General features: G+C 72.7%; 18 protein-coding genes. 2 read left to right on the forward strand and 16 right to left on the reverse strand.

The features are described 5' to 3' along the window. Positions 1–10: 10 nt before the first annotated feature. The 11 genes from ACFY8U_RS02730 to ACFY8U_RS02780 all read right to left on the reverse strand — a co-directional run bounded on the left by ACFY8U_RS02730 (position 11) and on the right by ACFY8U_RS02780 (position 10,056). On the reverse strand, positions 11–667 hold the full coding sequence (locus tag ACFY8U_RS02730; RefSeq protein ID WP_389564699.1) for an alpha/beta fold hydrolase: 657 nt from the start codon (positions 665–667) through the stop codon (positions 11–13). After that, entirely contained in the window at positions 664–1,500 is an 837-nt protein-coding gene (locus ACFY8U_RS02735; protein ID WP_389564702.1) for a DUF1295 domain-containing protein, read from the reverse strand. Before ACFY8U_RS02735 ends, ACFY8U_RS02730 begins: the two co-directional genes overlap by 4 nt. Next, positions 1,497–2,807: a class I SAM-dependent methyltransferase gene (locus ACFY8U_RS02740; protein ID WP_389564705.1), complete on the reverse strand. Its 1,311-nt coding sequence runs from the start codon at positions 2,805–2,807 to the stop codon at positions 1,497–1,499. The genes ACFY8U_RS02735 and ACFY8U_RS02740 overlap by 4 nt, the downstream gene beginning before the upstream one ends. Continuing rightward, positions 2,804–3,514, reverse strand: a complete 711-nt coding sequence (locus ACFY8U_RS02745; RefSeq protein ID WP_389566118.1) for a DUF1365 domain-containing protein — start codon at positions 3,512–3,514, stop codon at positions 2,804–2,806. Before ACFY8U_RS02745 ends, ACFY8U_RS02740 begins: the two co-directional genes overlap by 4 nt. 68 nt (positions 3,515–3,582) lie before the next feature. Then, entirely contained in the window at positions 3,583–4,839 is a 1,257-nt protein-coding gene (locus ACFY8U_RS02750; protein ID WP_389564708.1) for an NAD(P)/FAD-dependent oxidoreductase, read from the reverse strand. After that, entirely contained in the window at positions 4,836–5,528 is a 693-nt protein-coding gene (locus tag ACFY8U_RS02755; RefSeq protein WP_389564711.1) for a sigma-70 family RNA polymerase sigma factor, read from the reverse strand. The genes ACFY8U_RS02750 and ACFY8U_RS02755 overlap by 4 nt, the downstream gene beginning before the upstream one ends. Before the next feature lie 220 nt (positions 5,529–5,748). Then, positions 5,749–6,594 carry an amidohydrolase family protein gene (locus ACFY8U_RS02760; protein WP_389566121.1) on the reverse strand — a complete coding sequence of 282 codons (846 nt, stop codon included), beginning with the start codon at positions 6,592–6,594 and terminating at the stop codon, positions 5,749–5,751. 5 nt (positions 6,595–6,599) lie between these two features. Further along, positions 6,600–6,911: an L-rhamnose mutarotase gene (locus ACFY8U_RS02765; protein ID WP_389564713.1), complete on the reverse strand. Its 312-nt coding sequence runs from the start codon at positions 6,909–6,911 to the stop codon at positions 6,600–6,602. Between the two features lie 49 nt (positions 6,912–6,960). After that, the gene (locus tag ACFY8U_RS02770; RefSeq protein ID WP_389564716.1) at positions 6,961–7,947 is read right to left on the reverse strand and encodes an aldo/keto reductase; all 987 of its coding nucleotides are present in this window, start codon (positions 7,945–7,947) and stop codon (positions 6,961–6,963) included. Between the two features lie 13 nt (positions 7,948–7,960). Continuing rightward, complete coding sequence (locus ACFY8U_RS02775; RefSeq protein ID WP_389564719.1) at positions 7,961–8,716, reverse strand: SDR family NAD(P)-dependent oxidoreductase; 756 nt, start codon at positions 8,714–8,716, stop codon at positions 7,961–7,963. After that, on the reverse strand, positions 8,713–10,056 hold the full coding sequence (locus tag ACFY8U_RS02780; protein ID WP_389564722.1) for an enolase C-terminal domain-like protein: 1,344 nt from the start codon (positions 10,054–10,056) through the stop codon (positions 8,713–8,715). Before ACFY8U_RS02780 ends, ACFY8U_RS02775 begins: the two co-directional genes overlap by 4 nt. A gap of 285 nt (positions 10,057–10,341) precedes the next feature. Between ACFY8U_RS02780 and ACFY8U_RS02785 the strand changes: the two genes are divergently transcribed. Both ACFY8U_RS02785 and ACFY8U_RS02790 read left to right on the forward strand, forming a co-directional pair. Beyond that, entirely contained in the window at positions 10,342–11,043 is a 702-nt protein-coding gene (locus ACFY8U_RS02785; protein ID WP_389564725.1) for a FadR/GntR family transcriptional regulator, read from the forward strand. A gap of 136 nt (positions 11,044–11,179) precedes the next feature. Then, entirely contained in the window at positions 11,180–12,451 is a 1,272-nt protein-coding gene (locus ACFY8U_RS02790; RefSeq protein ID WP_389564728.1) for an alpha-L-fucosidase, read from the forward strand. A 32-nt stretch (positions 12,452–12,483) separates the two neighbouring features. Here the strand turns inward: ACFY8U_RS02790 and ACFY8U_RS02795 are convergent, their stop codons facing one another. The 5 genes from ACFY8U_RS02795 to ACFY8U_RS02815 are packed head-to-tail and all read right to left on the reverse strand — an operon-like array spanning position 12,484 to position 17,076. Continuing rightward, a complete protein-coding gene (locus ACFY8U_RS02795; RefSeq protein ID WP_389564730.1) occupies positions 12,484–13,269 on the reverse strand; it encodes a helix-turn-helix domain-containing protein in 786 nt (261 codons plus the stop codon). Continuing rightward, complete coding sequence (locus ACFY8U_RS02800) at positions 13,266–13,829, reverse strand: ATP/GTP-binding protein (protein ID WP_389564733.1); 564 nt, start codon at positions 13,827–13,829, stop codon at positions 13,266–13,268. The genes ACFY8U_RS02795 and ACFY8U_RS02800 overlap by 4 nt, the downstream gene beginning before the upstream one ends. Continuing rightward, positions 13,810–14,187 carry a DUF742 domain-containing protein gene (locus ACFY8U_RS02805; protein WP_389564735.1) on the reverse strand — a complete coding sequence of 126 codons (378 nt, stop codon included), beginning with the start codon at positions 14,185–14,187 and terminating at the stop codon, positions 13,810–13,812. Before ACFY8U_RS02805 ends, ACFY8U_RS02800 begins: the two co-directional genes overlap by 20 nt. Continuing rightward, a complete protein-coding gene (locus tag ACFY8U_RS02810) occupies positions 14,180–14,614 on the reverse strand; it encodes a roadblock/LC7 domain-containing protein (RefSeq protein ID WP_389564738.1) in 435 nt (144 codons plus the stop codon). Before ACFY8U_RS02810 ends, ACFY8U_RS02805 begins: the two co-directional genes overlap by 8 nt. Continuing rightward, a complete protein-coding gene (locus ACFY8U_RS02815) occupies positions 14,611–17,076 on the reverse strand; it encodes a nitrate- and nitrite sensing domain-containing protein (RefSeq protein ID WP_389564741.1) in 2,466 nt (821 codons plus the stop codon). Before ACFY8U_RS02815 ends, ACFY8U_RS02810 begins: the two co-directional genes overlap by 4 nt. Positions 17,077–17,081 lie beyond the last annotated feature (5 nt).

Below are 17,081 nucleotides of genomic sequence, written 5' to 3' on the forward strand. Positions count from 1 at the left end.
CGGCCGCGCCTTACGGGCGGACGAGCAGCCGCGCGGTGAGTTCGGCGGTACGACGGTGCCAGCGGGAGGCGCCGGCGAGCATGGCGTGCCCTCCGTAAGGCATCGGGACCCCGACCGCGTCGGCGCCCGCGCACCGGGCCCTGCGCACGAACCCCCAGGTCTCGCGCGCGGACGTGACCCGGTCGGCCTCGTCGTGCAGCAGGTAGATGCCCCGCCCTTCGAGGTGCTCGACGGGTTCCCCGGGCGGGCACCACGGGGCCAGGCCCACCACACCGCGGACCATCGGATCCCGGGCGGCGCTCAGGGCGGCGCGGCCGCCCATCGAGTGGCCGACCAGCACGACGGGGACCGCGCCGAAGTCGTCCCGCAGCCGCACGAGCGCGGCCTGCGCGTCGCGAACGGGGTCGCAGCGCGCTCCGTTCCAGCCGCGGTGCCGGTAGCGGACGTCGGCGACCAGGACGTCCCGTCCGGAGAGCACGCGTGCGACGGCCGCCGCGAACGGACGCATGCGCAGGGCGGGGAAGTTGACGACAGGCGGTGGCTCCAGCCCCTCGGACCTGCCGCCGTGGAGCAGAAGAACGGCCGCGACCGGAACCGCCGGCGCACTGCGCACGACCAGCGAGCCCTCCTCACCCCGCCGGAGCCCGAAGCCCGGACCGTCCGTCATCCGGCCTCGCTCCCCGACGCGCCCGATCGGGGCGCAGGGGGCTGCCGGCGGGGAGGCCGAGGCAGGAATCCACTGGTGCGGGCCGCGTAGGCCGCGTATCCCGGGCGCCCCTTCATATGGGCTTCCAGCAGCCGCTTTCCGCTCCCCCAGATGAGGAGTCCGCTCATGACCAGCGGCGACACAAGGGTGAGCGCGGCGGTCTGCGGGCTCGCGCAGGCGGTCAGGTACAGCCCCCACCAGACGAGGAAGTCGCCGAAGTAGTTGGGGTGGCGGGTCCAGCTCCACAGCCCCTGGTCCATGATCCGTCCCCGGTTGGCGGGGTCGGACTTGAAGCGGCGGAGCTGGTGGTCGCCCACGGTCTCGAAGGCGAGCCCGACGGCCCACAGAACGAGTCCGGCGACCAGCAGGACGTCCGCGCCCTGAGGCAGGTAGGCCGCGGCCTGGACGGGGAGCGAGACGAGCCAGACGAGGCCGCCCTGCAGGAGGTAGACCTTGCGCAGCGCGTAGAGGGCGGGACTGCCGGGGGCGTCGGCGAGCATGCGGGCGTACCGGGGATCTTCGCCGTGGCCGCGTCCCCGGCGCGCGATGTGGAGCGCGAGCCGCAGCCCCCAGAGAAGGGTCGCGAGGGTGACGGCGAGTCGGCGCCCGTCGTCCCCGTACCCGGCGGAGAGGACCCAGGTGACCAGGGCGACGGCGGCGAACGCCAGGCCCCAGGCGATGTCGACGATCCGGTGGACGCCCTTCACCAGGGCCACGGCGAAGGTCACGAGCATGACGACGAGAGCGGCACCGGCCGACGCGGCCAGGTTCACGGCGAACGCGGACGTCGTCATCGCGGCTCCTCCGGTTCCCGGCCGTCGGCGACCAGCCGGAGTTGGCGCACGTCGAGGTAGCGCGAGCGGAACCCCGCCTCGGAATAGGCCAGGTACAGCTCCCACATGCGGCGGAAGACCTGGTCGAAGCCGAGCGCGCCGACCGCCTCCGACTCCGCGACGAACCGCTCGCGCCAGAGCCGTAGCGTCTCGGCGTAGTGGTCGCCGAACCCGGTGTCGTGGGTGATCCTCAGGCCGGCGGCGGCGCTCTCACGGGCGATGGCCTCGGGCGACGGGATGAGACCGCCGGGGAACACGTACTTGCTGATCCAGGTGTGCGTACGGGCGGTGTCGAGCATCCGCTCGTGCGCCATGGTGATGGACTGGAGGGCGACCCTGCCGCCGGGCGCGAGCAGGCGGCGCAGGGCGGTGAAGTACGCGCGCCAGTACTCGGCGCCGACCGCCTCGATCATCTCGACGCTGAGGACGGCGTCGAACCGCCCCTCGACCTCGCGGTAGTCGCGGAGTTCGACGGTGACCCGGTCTGTGGCGCCCGCGTCGGCGATCCTTCGCAGGGCCAGCTCGCGCTGCTCCGCGGAGAGGGTGACGGTGAGGACGTGGGCGCCCCGGGACGCGGCGCGGACGGCGAGTTCGCCCCAGCCGGTGCCGATCTCCAGGAGCCGGGTCCCCGGGCCGACCCCGGCCAGGTCGAGCAGGCGGTCGATCTTGCGGTGCTGGGCGGCGCGGAAGGCACGCGATGTGGCCGGGAGCGTGTCGAACACGGCTGAGGAGTAGGTCAGGCTCGGGTCCAGGAAGAGAGCGAACAGGTCGTTCGACAGGTCGTAGTGGCGCTGGATGTTGTCCCGGGCTCCGTCGAGGGTGTTGCGGTCGCGGTCGGGGCGCCGGTGCGCCCACGCACCCCGGAGGCGGCGCAGGGGAGCAGGTACGAGGTCGTCCACATGGGTGGCGAGGACGGTGAGCACGCCGACGAGGTCGTCGCTGGTCCACTCTCCGGCCATGTACGACTCACCGAAGCCGATCAGGCCGTCGGCGCCGATCCGCCGGTGGAAGGCGGCGGGATCGTGCAGGGTCAGCGTGGGCGGCCCCTCCCCGCTCGCGGCCGGGTGGGGAACAGCCGTGAGCGTGGTGCCGTTCTGTATCCGCAGCGGCAGACGGACGAGGGCGCGTTCGACGACGCGCCGGGAGATGGCGGTACGGAGGGCGGAGGCCCGCGGGAGGCGGGCGACGTCGGGCCAGCGCTCGGCGTCGACGCGCGGGTGGGCGGGACCTGTGGCGACGGGTTCGGGCGACGGGACGGTGACGGTCACAGCATGCCTTCTCGGGTGGGCGACACGGGTCGGGGACGGACGGGAAGTCCCTTGAGGTACAGGCGGATTCCGTGCCACCGGATGCCGGCGCTGACCGCCACGGTGGACCAGGGGTGGCGCAGCGCGGCGGCGAGCAGGCCGCGGGTGTCGGCCGGACGGCGGTGGCCTCGGACGGTGGCGGTGAGGGGGCGGCTCCCGTCGTCGTGCCGCAGTTGGACGGTGAGGTCGAGGCGCTCGGCAGGGAGCGGGAGTCGCATCCGGTAGGAGCCTTCGATGTCGAAGAACGGCGAGACGTAGAAGTCCTTGGCGACGTCCGCGCGCCCGTGGGCGTCGGGCCGCAGCAGGTAGCAGTGCCGGCCGCCGTAGGTGTTGTGCACCTCGGCGACGACGCAGACGGGGTGTCCGGCCCGGTCGTGGCACCAGTACAGGGTCAGCGGGTTGAAGACATGGCCGAAGACCCGGGCGTTGGCGAGCATGAGCACCTGACCGTCGGCGTTCCGTACGCCTTGGGAGGCGAGGTACGCGTCGAGTCCCGCGCGCAGCGTGGGCGCCCGCCCCCCGAAGTGGTCGCGGGCCTCGAAGCGGGCGAGCGGCCGCAGAAGGCGGGGCAGTCGCGGCAGGTCGTCGAGGTCCACGAGCCAGAGGTAGGTACGTCGGCGCAGGCTGTGGCGCACCGGCTGGACGCGGGTGTGCGCGACCTCGCTCATGTAGAGGGCCGGCACCGGGACGCGTACGACGGTACCGGTGACGGGCGGGACGGCGGCGGCTGGAGCTGTCACCACTCCACCCCCAGGGCTCGGGCCGCCTCGACTCCGGAGCGGCAGCCGTCCTCGTGGAAACCCCAGCCGTGGTAGGCGCCGGCGAAGGCGGTGACGGACGTGGCGAGGCCGGGCAGTTCACGCTGGGCGGCGACGGAACGGGGCGTGTAGACGGGGTGTTCGTACACCATGCGCGCGAGGACGGTGTTCTCGTCGACGCGGCCGCCGGCGTTGAGGGTCACGATGTGCGGCTCGTCCACCGGGAGGCGCTGGAGCCGGTTCATGTCGTAGCTGACGCGCACGGACTCGGGGCGCGCCTCGCACGAGGGGAGCCAGTAGTTCCAGGAGGCGCGGGCGTACGGTGACCGCGGCAGAACCGAGGTGTCCCGGTGCAGGACGGTGGGGTTGCGGGAGTACGTGAACGCTCCGAGGACCCGGCGCTCGTCGGGAGTGGCGTCGGCGAGGATCCGCAGGGCCTGGTCGGGGTGGACGGCCACGACGACGGCGGCGTACGCGTCGGACTCGCCGTCCTCGGTGGTCACGCGCGCGTGGTCCGGAGCGCGTTCGACGGCCCGGACGGGGGTGGCCGTGCGGACGGCGGAGAGCCGCTTGACCGCCTTCTCGACGTACGCGGAGGAACCGCCGGTGACCGTCCTCCACTGGGGTGAGCCGGTGGTGGAGAGCAGTCCGTGGTGGTCGAGGAAGCGGAAGAGGTAGGCCGCCGGGTAGAGCAGCGCGGTGTCCGGCGCGCAGGACCACACGGCGGAGACCAGCGGGATCGCGAAGTGTCCGACGAAGTACGGCGAGAACCCTCCACGCTCCAGGAAGGCGCCGAGAGTCAGGCTGTCGTTCCCGGTGGCGAGCAGCCGACGGGCGGCGCGGTGGAAGCGCGGCACGTCGGCGAGCAACCGCAGATGGCGGCCGCGGCGCAGGTTTCCGCCGCCGAGCAGCCCGCGCGGGCCGCGGGCACCGGCGTACGCGAGACCGCAGCCGTCGCACCGGACGGACATGCTCATCTCGGAGTCCTGGGTGGCGACGCCCAGTTCGCGGAAGAGACGGATCAGGTTCGGATAGGTGCGCTCGTTGTGGACGATGAAGCCGGTGTCCACGCGCACCGTGCCGCCCGCCCGGGTCGGCAGCTCGTGGGTGTGGGCATGCCCGCCGAGCCGGGAGTCGGCCTCGTAGAGCACGACGTCGCACGAGCGGGACAGCACGTGGGCGGCGGTCAGGCCGGCCACGCCCGCCCCGACGACGGCGACGGTCCTCCGGTTCATGCGTTCCCCCTCGTGTCCGCGGGCTTCCAGCCGTCCGCCACGTGGGGGGCCAGGCTGCAGCGGAGCCGCTGCATCCCGCGCCGGGCATGGCTCTTGACGGTGCCCAGCGGCAGACCGGTCCGCCGCGCGATCTGCGCCTGGGTCAGGTCCCCGAAGTACGCGAGGGTCAGTACGTCGCGCTGGACGCCCGGCAGCCGGGCCAGCTCGCCTCTGACGACGAGGCGGTCGAGCACGTGCTCGGGCCCGTCGGCCGTCGTCGTGTGCGGGGGCAGTGCGGCTCCGGCCGCGGCGATGAGGGCGGTCCTGCGGGTGCGGGCGGAGAGCGCGTCGGCGATCTTGCGGCGCGCGATGCCGACCAGCCAGGCCGGGACCGGCCCTCTCTCAGGGTGGTACCCCTGACGGCCGCGCCAGGCGGCGAGAAAGACCTGCTGTGTGACGTCCTCCGCCTCGCGGGAGTCGCCGATCGTACGACTGGCGAGCGTGTGCACGAGACCGCCCCAGCGCCGGTACGCCAGAGCCAGGCAGTACTCGTCGCCGCGGACGAGCCCGGCGCCGATCTCCTCGTCCGTGGGCTCGTCCGGGTGCACTCGTACGGGACGTACGTCCGGGGCGGGCAGGAGGGGGCGCGGGGCGGGCGGTGTGTCGGTCGCGAGAGGGCGGAGGCGGCGCGCCGAGGGCGCTGTGATCATGACGGCCACTCCTTCTGTCCGGCGTACGGGCGTGGTCGGCTGGCAGGCGTCGGCCACGGGGTGCCGATCCGCCCCCCGAAGGCAGGCGCTTCCGGCTCCCTCAGCATCCGGCGGTGAGAAGCCTCTCTTCAAGACGCATCGGTTACGCATCGTTTTTGCCCTGCGAGGGACCCCGCGCGGCACCCGGGCCGACGTCGACCGGCACCCGGACACGCCCGGCTCACTCCAGGCCGTACACGCGCGTCGCCGTTCCGCCGAAAGCCGCCGACCGTTCCGATCCGCTGAGGTCCGCGGTCAGCGAGCGTGCCGTGTCGACCACCTCGCCGTACGAGGCGGCGAGCAGGCAGACGGGCCAGTCGGAGCCGAACATCAGGCGGTCCGCGCCGAAGGCTTCGAGGGCCGTCTCCGTGTACGGGCGCAGGTCGTCGGGCGTCCAGGAGTCCCAGCGGGCCTCGGTGACCAGGCCCGAGAGCTTGGCCACGGTGTTGGGTAGGGCGGCCAGGTCGTGCAGGTGCCGTGCCCAGACGTCGTGTTCGCCGGTGGCGACGGGCGGCTTGCCGAGGTGGTCCAGTACGAAGGTGAGATGCGGCAGAAGGAAGGCCGCCGCTGCCGCGGCCGGCAGCTGGTGCGGGAGAATCACCAGGTCGTGGACCAGTCCCGCCGCCGCCACGGCCTCCAGGCCGCGCAGCACGTCGCGTCGCAGCAGCCACTGCGGGTCGGGCTCGCTCTGGACCTGGTGGCGGATCCCCACCATGCTTTCACCGCCGGGCAGTTCACGCAGCCGGGCGAGTTCGTCGGCCACGCCGGGTGCCGTGAGGTCGGTCCACCCGACGACCCCGCCGACGAGGTCGTGGTCCGCCGCGAGCGCGAGGAGTTCGGGGGTCTCCCCGGCGACGTTGACCGTCTGCACCAGGACCGTGGCCGCCACTCCGGCCGCCCTCGCCTCCGGTTCGAGGTCGGCGAGTGCGAAGTTCCTTCGCAGAGGGGCGAGTTCGTCACCCGTGATCCAGCCCTGACTTCGCACGGAGAGGTCCCAGACGTGGTGGTGGGCGTCCACGACGCGCATGTCGCTCACAGTTCCCAGACGACGGGCAGACCGGCGTCCGTTCCCTCGGCGCTGTAGTCGTGGACGATCTCCAGCAGGTCGGCCATGCGTGCCTGCCAGTCGAGGTTGACCGGGAGCCTCTCCAGCTCGGCGAGCAGCCTGGCGTAGTCCTCGCACTCCAGAACGTGGAAGAGGTCGGTGCCGCTTCGCCAGATCGTCCAGGACGTGGCACCGGCGGCGCGGACGGCGTCGGTCAGTTCTTCGGGGACGGCTCGATGCGCGTTCTCGTACGCGGTGACGCGGTCGGCGCGGACCCTGGTGTGCAGCGCGATCCTCATGACGGCTCCTCGGCGGGACGGGGGACGGCGATTCCTGCGGTACCCACGGCTATGTCTCCTCCGGCACCGGTACGTCGTCCGGCAGGAGGCCCTCGTCGCGCAGCTCCGTCCACACGTCCGCCGGGACGGGGCGCGCGAACTGATCGGCGGCGTCGCGGACCTCGTGGGCGGAGCGGGTGCCGACGAGCACGCTCGCCACGGCCGGATGGCCGAAGGGGAAGCGCACGGCGAGGGCGCGCAGGGGGACGCCGTGGCGCTCGGCGACGGACTGGAGGCGCAGGGCACGGTCCAGGAGATGTGGAGGTGCCGCGGTGTAGTCGAAGGTCGCGCCGGGCCGGGGATCCGCGAGCAGGCCGGAGTTGAACACGCCACCGATCACGACGCTCTTGCCGCGTGCGGCGGCCTCCGGCAGGAGGTCCGTGAGGGCGCTCCGATCGAGGAGGGTGTACCGGCCCGCGCAGAGCACGACGTCGACGTCCGTGTCGCGGACGAACCGGGTGAGCATCCCGGTCTGGTTCATGCCGGCGCCGATCGCGCCGATCACGCCCTCGGCACGCAGGCGCTCCAGCTCCGGGTACGCCTGTCGGAAGGCCTCCTCGGCATGGTCGTCCGGGTCGTGGAGGTAGACGATGTCGACGCGGTCGTGCCCGAGGCGCAGCAGGCTCTCCTGGATGCTGCGGCGCACGCCGTCGGCGGAGAAGTCCCAGACTCGGCGGTGGGTGGCCGGTACGGCGAACCCGTCGGCGAGATCGTCCCCGCCTCCCCCGAACGGCCTGAGCAGTCGGCCGACCTTGGTGGAGAGGACGTACGCGTCGCGCGGGCGGGTGCGCAGCGCGGCGCCCAGGCGTTCCTCGGAGAGGCCGAGGCCGTAGTGCGGGGCGGTGTCGAAGGAGCGGATGCCCGCGTCCCAGGCGGCGTCGACGGCGCCTTCTGCCTGTGCCCCGTCGACCGGGGAGTAGAGATTGCCGATGCCGGCCGCGCCGAAGGAGAGCGAGGTGACCTGGACCTTGCTGGAGCCGAGGGGGTGGTGACGCACGGGCGTGTGCCTCTCATTTCTCTGCCGGGCGCAGGCGGAGTCCCTGCATGCCGCCGTCGACGGCGAGCGCCGTGCCGGTGACGGACCCGGCGGCCGGGCTCGCCAGGTACACGATGGCGGCGGCGACTTCGGCGGCGCTGACCAGACGACCGGTGGGCTGGCGCGCGTCGAGCGCCGCCCGCTCCGCTGTCGGGTCGTCCGCGGCGTCCAGGAGCCTCCCGACCCAGGGGGTGTCGACCGTACCGGGGTTCACGCAGTTGACACGGATCCCCTCACTGACGTGGTCGGCGGCCATGGCGAGGGTCAGCGAGAGCACCGCGCCCTTGCTGGCGCTGTAGAGGGCCCGCTGGGGCAGCCCGGCGGTTGCGGCGATCGAACAGGTGTTGACGACGGCGGCCGCCCGGGACGCGCGCAGACACGGGAGGGCGGCGCGGACGGTGCGGACGATGCCGAGCAGGTTGACGTCGAGGACTCGGTGCCACTGCGCGTCGTCGTTGTCCTCGACGGTTCCGACCGCGCCGATGCCTGCGTTGTTCACCAGAATGTCGATGCCGCCGAGTCCGGCTGCCGCGGCGGTGACGGCGGACCGTACGGAGACGTCGTCGGTGACGTCTGCCCTGTGGCCGAGAAGGGCGGCGGGAAGGCCATCGGGCGCGAGATCGAGCACGGCGACGGCGGCGCCGCGCGCGGCGAGCAGTTCGGCGGTGGCCAGGCCGATGCCGGAGGCGCCGCCGGTCACTACTGCTCGCAGGCCGATGAGGTCGCTCATGCCCGGGTCCCTTCCTTCGTAGCGCGGTCGGCGGTCCAGAAAGGGCCGTCGGGGTAGGCGTACTCCTCGATCGACTCCGGGTGCATGTCGGCGGAGAAGCCGGGCGCGAGCGGGGCGCGGTAGCGGCCGTCGCGGATCTCCGCCGGAGTGACGAAGTGTTCGTGGAGGTGGTCGACGTACTCGACGACCCGGTTCTCGGTGGTGCCCGACAGGGCGACGTAGTCGAACATCGACAGGTGCTGGACCAGTTCGCACAGGCCGACGCCGCCGGCGTGCGGGCACACGGGCACGTCGTGGTGGGCGGCGAGCAGCAGGATGGCCAGGTTCTCGTTGACCCCGCCGACGCGTGCGGCGTCGATCTGCAGGATGTCGATGGCGCCGGCCTGCAGCAGTTGCTTGGAACCGATCCTGTTCGGTACGTGCTCGCCGGTGGCGACCTTGATGGGAGCGACCGCCCCGCGCACGGCGGCGTGGCCGAGGATGTCGTCCGGGCTGGTGGGCTCCTCGATCCAGTACGGGTCGAACTCGGCCAGCGCCTTGGTCCATTCGACGGCCTCGTCGACGTTCCAGCGCTGGTTGGCGTCGATGGCGATGCGGGTGGACGGGCCGACGGCGGCGCGCGCCGTGCGCATCCGTCGGACGTCGTCCGCGAGGTCGGCGCCGACCTTCAGTTTGATCTGCGTGAATCCGGCGGCGACGGCGTCCTGCGCGAGCCGGGTGAGCTTCTCGTCCGAGTGGCCGAGCCAGCCGGGCGAGGTGGTGTAGGCGGGGTAGCCGTGTTCGCGGAGCGCGGCCGTACGTTCAGGGGCGCCGATCCTGCCGCGGCGGAGGAGTCCGAGCGCGTCGTCGGGGGTGAGGGCGTCGACGATGTACCGGAAGTCGATCTGGGAGACGAGCCATTCGGGATCGGCGTCCGCGAGGAACTGCCACAGCGGCTTCTCGGCGCGCTTGGCGGCGAGGTCCCAGACGGCGTTGAGGACGGCGCCGACGGCCATGTGCATCACACCCTTCTCCGGGCCGAGCCACCGCAGTTGGCTGTCCCCGATCAGGTCGCGGCTCAGTGGTCCGGGGTCGGCGCAGAGCTCTGCGACCGGGCGTCCGACGAGGCGCGGGCGCAGCGCGTCGAGGGCGGCGACCTGGACGTCGTTGCCGCGGCCGATGGTGAAGGTGAAGCCGTGGCCTTCGAGGCCGTCGCCCGCGTCGGTGCGCAGGACGACGTAGGCGGCGGAGTAGTCGGGGTCGGGGTTCATGGCGTCGGAGCCGTCCTGTTCCCGCGAGGTGGGGAAGCGGATGTCGTACGTGTCGACCGCGGTGACGCGGGCGGCGGATGCTGCGGTCATGTGGGGCCTCTCAGGCACGGGGAGCTGGGGCCGGCTCGGAGGAACGGCCCCACCCTCACGAGGGATCCGTGATCACGGCCGTGGCAGTGCGCACCACGGCGGCGACGGCCGGGCGGGGCCGGATCCCTGGCCGGGGCTCACGCGGAACGCCCTCGGCCGACCTACACTTATCAGACCACTTGACGCCCGCGACACCCTACCGTGGGGAAATTCCGCGATCTGACGTCGAAGTGGTCCGACCACTTCGCTGACTAGACTGCCCGAATCGGACAAGGGAGAGATTCGGTGGAGGAGCGCACCCCGCCCAGGGCGACCGTGACCCGGCGCGCGATCGAACAGGTCAAGGCGATGATCGCGCAGGGCGAGCTGCAGCCCGGGGAGCGGCTGCCCACGGAGCGGGACCTCGCCGCCCAGTTGGGTCTCTCCCGCAGCTCGATGCGGGAGGCGGTCCGCGCGCTCACAGTCATGGGCGTACTGGAGGCCCGGCACGGCTCCGGGATCTACGTGACCCGACTGGGGGCCGGCGATCTCCTTGAGACCTTCGGTGTCGTCGCCGACCTCTCGCGCGGTGAGCAGCTCGTCGAACTCCTGGAGGTCCGCCGCGTCCTGGAGTCCGCGGCAACCGCCCTGGCCGCCGCCCGGATCGACGAGGATCAGCTGGCGGTCGTGACCGGCCATCTGCGGGCGATGGACGGGACCGACGATCCGGAGGAGATCCTCGCCCACGACCTGGCGTTCCACCGCGCGATCAACGCGGCCTCCGGCAACGGGACCATGGCCGCCATCCTCGAGGGGCTGTCGTCCCGTACCTTCCGTGCGCGCGTCCGGCGCGGCCATGCGCAGGAAGGCGCGTTCGAACGCACCCGCCGCGAGCATGCCGCCATCCATCGCGCCTTGGTCGCCCGGGACCCCGAGGCGGCCCGGGCCTCCGCCGCCGCGCACGTCGGCGAGGTCGAGGAGTGGATGCGGACCCGTCCGGACGCGTGAGAGTCCCGACGGCTTGGTGAAAACGGACCAGTGAGGGTGAGTGCCGCCCACGCGCGGGACCGCCGGGCCGACCTAGCGTGGACGGTGCGGGGAATCCCCGCCCCGCCCGCCGCCGCTTTCACCGAGGACTGATCCCATGCCCATGCAACCCTGGTTCCCCGATGCCAAGTTGGGCATCTTCCTCCACTACGGCATCTACGCGGTCGACGGGGTGCCCGAGTCCTGGTCGTTCTACAGCGGGCAGGTTCCGCACGAGGAGTACATGCGGCAGCTGGACGGCTTCACCGCCTCCGCGTACGACCCGAAGGCCTGGGCGGAGCTCTTCACCCGCGCGGGCGCCCGGTACGCCGTGCTGACCGCGCGCCACCACGACGGCGTGGCCCTGTGGGACACCGACCACGGCGATCTGAACGTCGTACGGCACACGCCGGCCGGCCGCGACCTCGTGGCCGGGTACGCCCAGGCGCTGCGCGAGAGGGGCCTCAAGGTCGGCCTGTACTACTCGCATTCGGACTGGAACCACCCCGACTACGCGAGCGTGGTGCACCCCGAGCCGCCGAACGAGGACGTGGCCACCCACCCGCTCGTCGCTCCGAAGGACGGGGTCGAGGACCCGGAGGCCTGGAGACGTTACGTCGCGTACCGGGACGCCCAGGTCGGTGAGCTGGTCTCCCGCTTCCGCCCCGATCTGCTGTGGTTCGACGGCGAGTGGGAACGCAGCGAGGAACAGTGGGGCATGGGCGCGCTGGCCGAGCAGATCCTCGCCGGGAACCCCGGGACGGTCCTCAACGCGCGCATGCTCAGCCACGGCGACTACTCCACGCCCGAGCAGGGTGTGCCGCTCCTGCCGCCGGACGGGCCGTGGGAGCTCTGCCTGACCATGAACGACTCCTGGGGCTACCAGCACCGGGACCACAACCAGAAGTCGGTCCGCCAGCTGGTGCGCTACTTCACGGAGACCATCGGCATGGGCGGCAATCTGCTCCTTGCCGTGGGCCCCAGGGAGGACGGCACGATCCCGGCGGAGCAGGTCGAGCGGCTGGAAGGTCTCGGGGCCTGGATCGCCCGGCACGAACGGGCGGTGTACGGGACGGTGGCCGGGCTGCCGGCCGGACACCACTACGGCCCCAGCACGCTCTCCGCCGACCGGCGCACGCTCTTTCTGGTCTGCTTCGACGCCCCCCGTGAATCGGTCTCGCTGCGCGGCCTGCGCAACAAGGTGGAGCGCGTGACCGTCCTCGGTACCGGCGCCGAGCTGGCCCATCGGGTGACCGGTGGACTCCACGAGGTGCCGGGAGTGCTGTGGATCGACGCTCCGGAGGCGGCCGACGTCGACGGGTCCGCGACCGTGCTGGCCGTCGAACTCGACGGCGAACTCGACCTCTACCGGGGTACCGGCCGGACCTGAGGCCGCCCGGCGGGGCGGCTGCCGCGCCCCGCTCAGCCGCCGGCGCGAACCGCTCGCGGAGAGACGCCCAGTTCGCGCCGGCACGCCTTGTTGAACGCCTGCAGGTCGTCGATTCCGACCGCCGCCGCCACCGCCGGGATCGACAGGGTCGACTCGCGGAGCAGATGCCGTGCCCGCTCCATGCGCCGCTGCCGGATGTACGCCACGACGGTGGTGCCGGTCTCGGCGCGGAAGAGCCGCAGCAGATGGTTGTGCGACACACCCGCCGCCCGCGCCACCTCGGGAACGAGGAGCCGCTCCGCCAGATGCGACTCGATGTACGCGACGGCGGCGGCGAGCGAGGCGTGCGGACCGCTCTCGCGCCCCGCCGGCTCCGCCAGTTCGGCCAGCTCCCACAACGCCGTCCAGACTTCGGCGTCCGCCCTGCGGGGAGCACGCGGAGCCACCGCGATGGCCCGCAGCAGCAGTTCCGAGAGGGCCGGTGTCCGCGCACCGGCGTCCTGGACGACGGGCAGGGTGACGGCCTTCCCCGTACCGGAGAGGCTCAGGTGGGCGTACAGGTGCTCGGACCGTCCGCGGTAGCGGAAACGCACCTCCGTGCCCGGTGGGACGAGGGACACGTACCCCGGGCGGATGACATGGAGCACGCCGTCGACGACGAGCTCGGCGGTGTACCGGTAGAGGTGCAGCTGCCACAGGTCCGGCAGCCGGAACACGTCGACCGGACTCGTCGTGCCGTGGACTCCGACACCGAGGCTGAGCACTCGTGGCGGCTCGTCGAGACGCACCTCGCAGGAGTGTCCCTGTCTCACCCTCATCCCTGGCGGCCCGCCAGCTCGACCAGGGAGATGAGGACTTCCTTGCCCGACTCCCGCTCCCGCGCGTCGCACAGCACCACCGGTGTTCCCGGGTCCAGGTCGAGGGCGTCCGCGACCTCCCGCGCGCTGTAGTCCCGGGCGCCGTCGAAGCAGTTGACCGCGACGACGAACGGCAGGCGGCGGCGCTCGAAGTAGTCGATCGCGGGGAAGGAGTCCACCAGTCGCCGGGTGTCCGCGAGGACCACCGCGCCCAGCGCACCTCGCGCCAGCTCGTCCCACAGGAACCAGAAGCGGTTCTGTCCGGGCGTGCCGAAGAGGTAGAGCGCGAGGTCGTCGGAGAGCGTGATGCGCCCGAAGTCCAGGGCCACGGTGGTCGTGCGCTTCTCCGCTACGCCGTCGAGGCTGTCCGTGGGGCGGCCGGCCTCGGTCAGTATCTCCTCGGTGTTCAGGGGCCGGATCTCGCTGACCGATCCGATCAGGGTGGTCTTGCCGACCCCGAATCCGCCGGCCACAAGGATCTTCAGGGCGAGGAAGGGGACGTCAGAGGTCTCGGAGTCCATCGATCACTCTCTTGAGGATGCGCGGGTCGGGAAGTCGGGCGGGCGGAACGGGCGGAGTGACGCGGATGAGCCCGGCCTGGAGCAGGTTCCCGAGCAGCACCCGTACGACGGCGAGCGGCAGCCCCGCGTCGGAGGCCATGTCGGCCACGGGTTGCGGCCTGGACACGCACAGTCGGTGGAGCTGCGCCTCCTCCGGCGAGAGCAGCGGACCCCGTTCCGGCGGGTGACAGCCGTGGACGAGGGTCATCAGGTCGAAGGGTTCCCCGCCGGCGGGCCGCGCACGTCCCGAGGTCATCGCGTAGAGGCGCACCAGCGGTCCGGCCTCGTCGTCGTACCAGCGTCGGCCGTCGTCACTCATCGACACGGGACACGGCGGCCGCTTCCTCGCGTGCCGGGGTGCCGAGGTGCGCACCGACCCGCTTGACCAGCCGGGCCATCTCGTAGGCCACGAGGCCCACATCGGCGCTCGCCTCGCTGAACACGGCGAGACAGGAGCCCTCGCCGGCGGCGACGACGAACAGGAATCCGTCCTCCAGCTCGACCAGGGTCTGGATGACTCCGCCGGCCCCGAAGTGGCGTCCGGTTCCCTTGGCGAGACTGTGGAACCCGGAAGCGATCGCGGCGAACCGCTCGGCCTCGTCCCGGCCCAGCCGGGCCGACGTGCCGACCGGCAGTCCGTCGCCGGAGAGCACGATCACGTGTCTGATCTCCGGTACGTGGGTGACCAGTTCCTCCAACAGCCAGCCGAGGTCGCCTGACCGGTACAGGTTGCCGTTGCCGTTCATCGGCTCTCTCCTTCACGTTCTGGCTTCTCCTCGCCCGCCGGCCCCGGCCGTGTCGGGCGGTCCACGGTGCCGCGCGCCCAGCCGGCGCGGAACGACGCCATGGTGGCGCGCGCCTGCTCCGGGGAGCGGCGCGGACCGTGCTCCGTCGGCGGCTCGTACGACTCGCCGACGTCGTCTCCTTCCAGGTCACGGCGGCGTGCGCGGCGCGGCAGGGGGGCCTTGTCGCCGGGCGCCGCGGGTACGCCGGGTGCGCCGTTCGCCACGGGCGCCGCGTACGCCGGAGGTGCTACGGGGGGTGGGGGTGCCACGGGGTGCGGGGGTGTCATGTGCTCCGCAGGGGCCACGGGCTCCGCAGGCGCTGCCTGCTCCGGAGGTGCTGCCGGGTACGGAGGCGCCTCGCGGTGCGAGGGCGCCGGGGGCGCCGGGGGCGCCGCCCTCTCGGCCGTCGGCAGGGCGTCGCGGACGACCCGCGGGCGGGCGGCGTGCCGCCCCGGCGGGCGCCTGCGCGGAAGTCCGTTGCCGGTGGCGGTGCCGGGCTTGTCCTGGCCCTCCTCCCGCGCGTCCTCACTGAGGAGGGCCGTCGGCAGCAGGACCACGGCGACGACACCTCCGTACACGGAAGGCCGCAGCCCCACGCGCACGTCCAGCCGGTGGGCGAGGCGGTTCACCACGAAGAGGCCGAGCTGTCCGCTGTCGAGCAGATCGATACGGCCCGTGTCCTCGATCCGGCTGTTCGCCTCGGCGAAGCCCTCGGCGCTCATGCCGAGGCCCCGGTCCTCGATCTCCAGGACGACCCCGGATCCCACCCGCTGGCCCCGTACCTCGACCTTGGTCTGGGGAGGCGAGAAGGAGGTGGCGTTCTCGACGAGTTCGGCGAGGAGATGGGTGAGGTCGGCGACCGCCGCTCCGTGCAGCCGTACGCCGGGGATGCCGTGGACCTCCACCCGGCCGAAGTCCTCGACCTCGGCCACGGCGGCCCTCACCACGTCCATCAGGCCGACGGGCCGGCGCCAGCCTCGGCCCGGCGTGGCGCCGGAGAGGATGATCAGGCTCTCGGCGTGCCGCCGCATCCGGGTGGTGAGGTGGTCCAGCCGGAAGAGGTCCTCCAGTTCCACCGGGTCCTCGTTGCGGCGTTCCATGGTGTCGAGGAGCGTGAGCTGACGGTGGAGCAGCGCCTGGCTGCGGCGGGCCAGATTCACGTAGACACCGGAGATCCCGTGGAGCACCTGGGCCCGTTCCGCCGCCGACTCGACCGCGGCCCGGTGGACGGCGGCGAGCGCCGCGCCGACCTGGCCGATCTCGTCGTCGCGGTGGTCGCGCAACGGGGCGACGGCGTCGAGGTCGACGGTGTCGCCCGCGTGCAACCGCCGGATGGTTTCGGGGAGTTCGCGGTCGGCGAGGGTGAGGGCGGAGTCGCGCAGATCCGTGAGTTCGTCCACGAGTCCCCGGCCGATCCGCACCGAGATGAGGAGCGAGAGCAGGACGCCGACGAGTCCGAGGGCGACGGCGATGCCGGAGCCGCCGAGCACGGCGAACGAGAGGGGGTCGGCGCTCTCGGCGGCGGCCGTGCTCGCCTCCGTCTGCGCCGTGCCCAGTTGGAGGAGGACGGCCTGGGCCGGCTCCTGCCAGTGGGCGGTCTCGGTCACGGTCCTGGCGGCGGTGGCGCTGCCGGCCGACAGGAGCTTGTCCTCGACGATCCGCAGGGAGCGCATCTCGGCACCGGCCAGGACCGTCCGGTACGCGGCGGCGTCCACCGGCCGCAGGTCGTCCACGGCCGTGGAGAGCAGCCGCCGCTGGGTGTGGGCCGAGCCGACGAACTCGCGGTACTGCGCGGGATCCAGACGGCCCGACGTCTGCGCCGCACCCATGAGGGCGTCCTCGCGGGCGAGCATCTCCCGGGCCCAGGCGAGCTCGTGGACGACCCGCGCGGCGGAGGCGTGCTCGGGATCGTGCAGGGCGGCCAGCGAGCCCTGGAGCGCGAGGGCGTGGTCGATCACGGAGCCGTACGCGTCGTAGACGTCCCTCCACTCGCCGTCGGCGCGTCGCGCCTGCTCGCGCAGCGCGCCGAGGCCGTCGAGGTCCGCCACGAGCCGGTCGATGCGCCCGGCGAATTCGCCGCCGATGTGCTGGACGTCCAGGGTGCTCTCCTCGGCACCCCGGCGCAGTGCGGTGGCGGCGGTGTCGGTGTCCCGCTCGCGGCCGCCCTGCGACTCCGCCCGGTCCCCGCTCGCGCCGGCGAACTGGCGCAGAGCTCCGGCGCGTTCCGCCTGCACTGCGGCGACGACGGCGTCCACAGGCCTCAACAGCGTGGTGTTGGCCTCTTTGAAGCTGTTCAGCTCCGAGACGTTGCGTGCGGTGGTGACGGTCGCGAACGCCCACAGTGCCATCAGGGACACGGCGGGGACCATCAGGAGGCAGACGGTCTTCGCCCGGATCGAGCGGGGGACCAGAGGTGCGCTCATCGGTT

The organism is Streptomyces sp. NPDC012508 (assembly GCF_042902595.1).
In the GTDB taxonomy this organism is placed as follows: Bacteria; Actinomycetota; Actinomycetes; order Streptomycetales; family Streptomycetaceae; genus Streptomyces.

Excerpts from the sequence above, each read along its gene's own strand:
- ACFY8U_RS02730 (WP_389564699.1), bottom strand. The coding sequence starts at position 667 with ATGACGGACGGTCCGGGCTTCGGGCTCCGGCGGGGTGAGGAGGGCTCG.
- ACFY8U_RS02735 (WP_389564702.1), bottom strand. The coding sequence starts at position 1,500 with ATGACGACGTCCGCGTTCGCCGTGAACCTGGCCGCGTCGGCCGGTGCC.
- ACFY8U_RS02745 (WP_389566118.1), bottom strand. The coding sequence starts at position 3,514 with ATGAGCGAGGTCGCGCACACCCGCGTCCAGCCGGTGCGCCACAGCCTG.
- ACFY8U_RS02750 (WP_389564708.1), bottom strand. The coding sequence starts at position 4,839 with ATGAACCGGAGGACCGTCGCCGTCGTCGGGGCGGGCGTGGCCGGCCTG.
- ACFY8U_RS02755 (WP_389564711.1), bottom strand. The coding sequence starts at position 5,528 with ATGATCACAGCGCCCTCGGCGCGCCGCCTCCGCCCTCTCGCGACCGAC.
- ACFY8U_RS02760 (WP_389566121.1), bottom strand. The coding sequence starts at position 6,594 with ATGCGCGTCGTGGACGCCCACCACCACGTCTGGGACCTCTCCGTGCGA.
- ACFY8U_RS02765 (WP_389564713.1), bottom strand. The coding sequence starts at position 6,911 with ATGAGGATCGCGCTGCACACCAGGGTCCGCGCCGACCGCGTCACCGCG.
- ACFY8U_RS02775 (WP_389564719.1), bottom strand. The coding sequence starts at position 8,716 with ATGAGCGACCTCATCGGCCTGCGAGCAGTAGTGACCGGCGGCGCCTCC.
- ACFY8U_RS02780 (WP_389564722.1), bottom strand. The coding sequence starts at position 10,056 with ATGACCGCAGCATCCGCCGCCCGCGTCACCGCGGTCGACACGTACGAC.
- ACFY8U_RS02790 (WP_389564728.1), top strand. The coding sequence starts at position 11,180 with ATGCCCATGCAACCCTGGTTCCCCGATGCCAAGTTGGGCATCTTCCTC.
- ACFY8U_RS02795 (WP_389564730.1), bottom strand. The coding sequence starts at position 13,269 with ATGAGGGTGAGACAGGGACACTCCTGCGAGGTGCGTCTCGACGAGCCG.
- ACFY8U_RS02800 (WP_389564733.1), bottom strand. The coding sequence starts at position 13,829 with ATGGACTCCGAGACCTCTGACGTCCCCTTCCTCGCCCTGAAGATCCTT.
- ACFY8U_RS02805 (WP_389564735.1), bottom strand. The coding sequence starts at position 14,187 with ATGAGTGACGACGGCCGACGCTGGTACGACGACGAGGCCGGACCGCTG.
- ACFY8U_RS02810 (WP_389564738.1), bottom strand. The coding sequence starts at position 14,614 with ATGAACGGCAACGGCAACCTGTACCGGTCAGGCGACCTCGGCTGGCTG.
- ACFY8U_RS02815 (WP_389564741.1), bottom strand. The coding sequence starts at position 17,076 with ATGAGCGCACCTCTGGTCCCCCGCTCGATCCGGGCGAAGACCGTCTGC.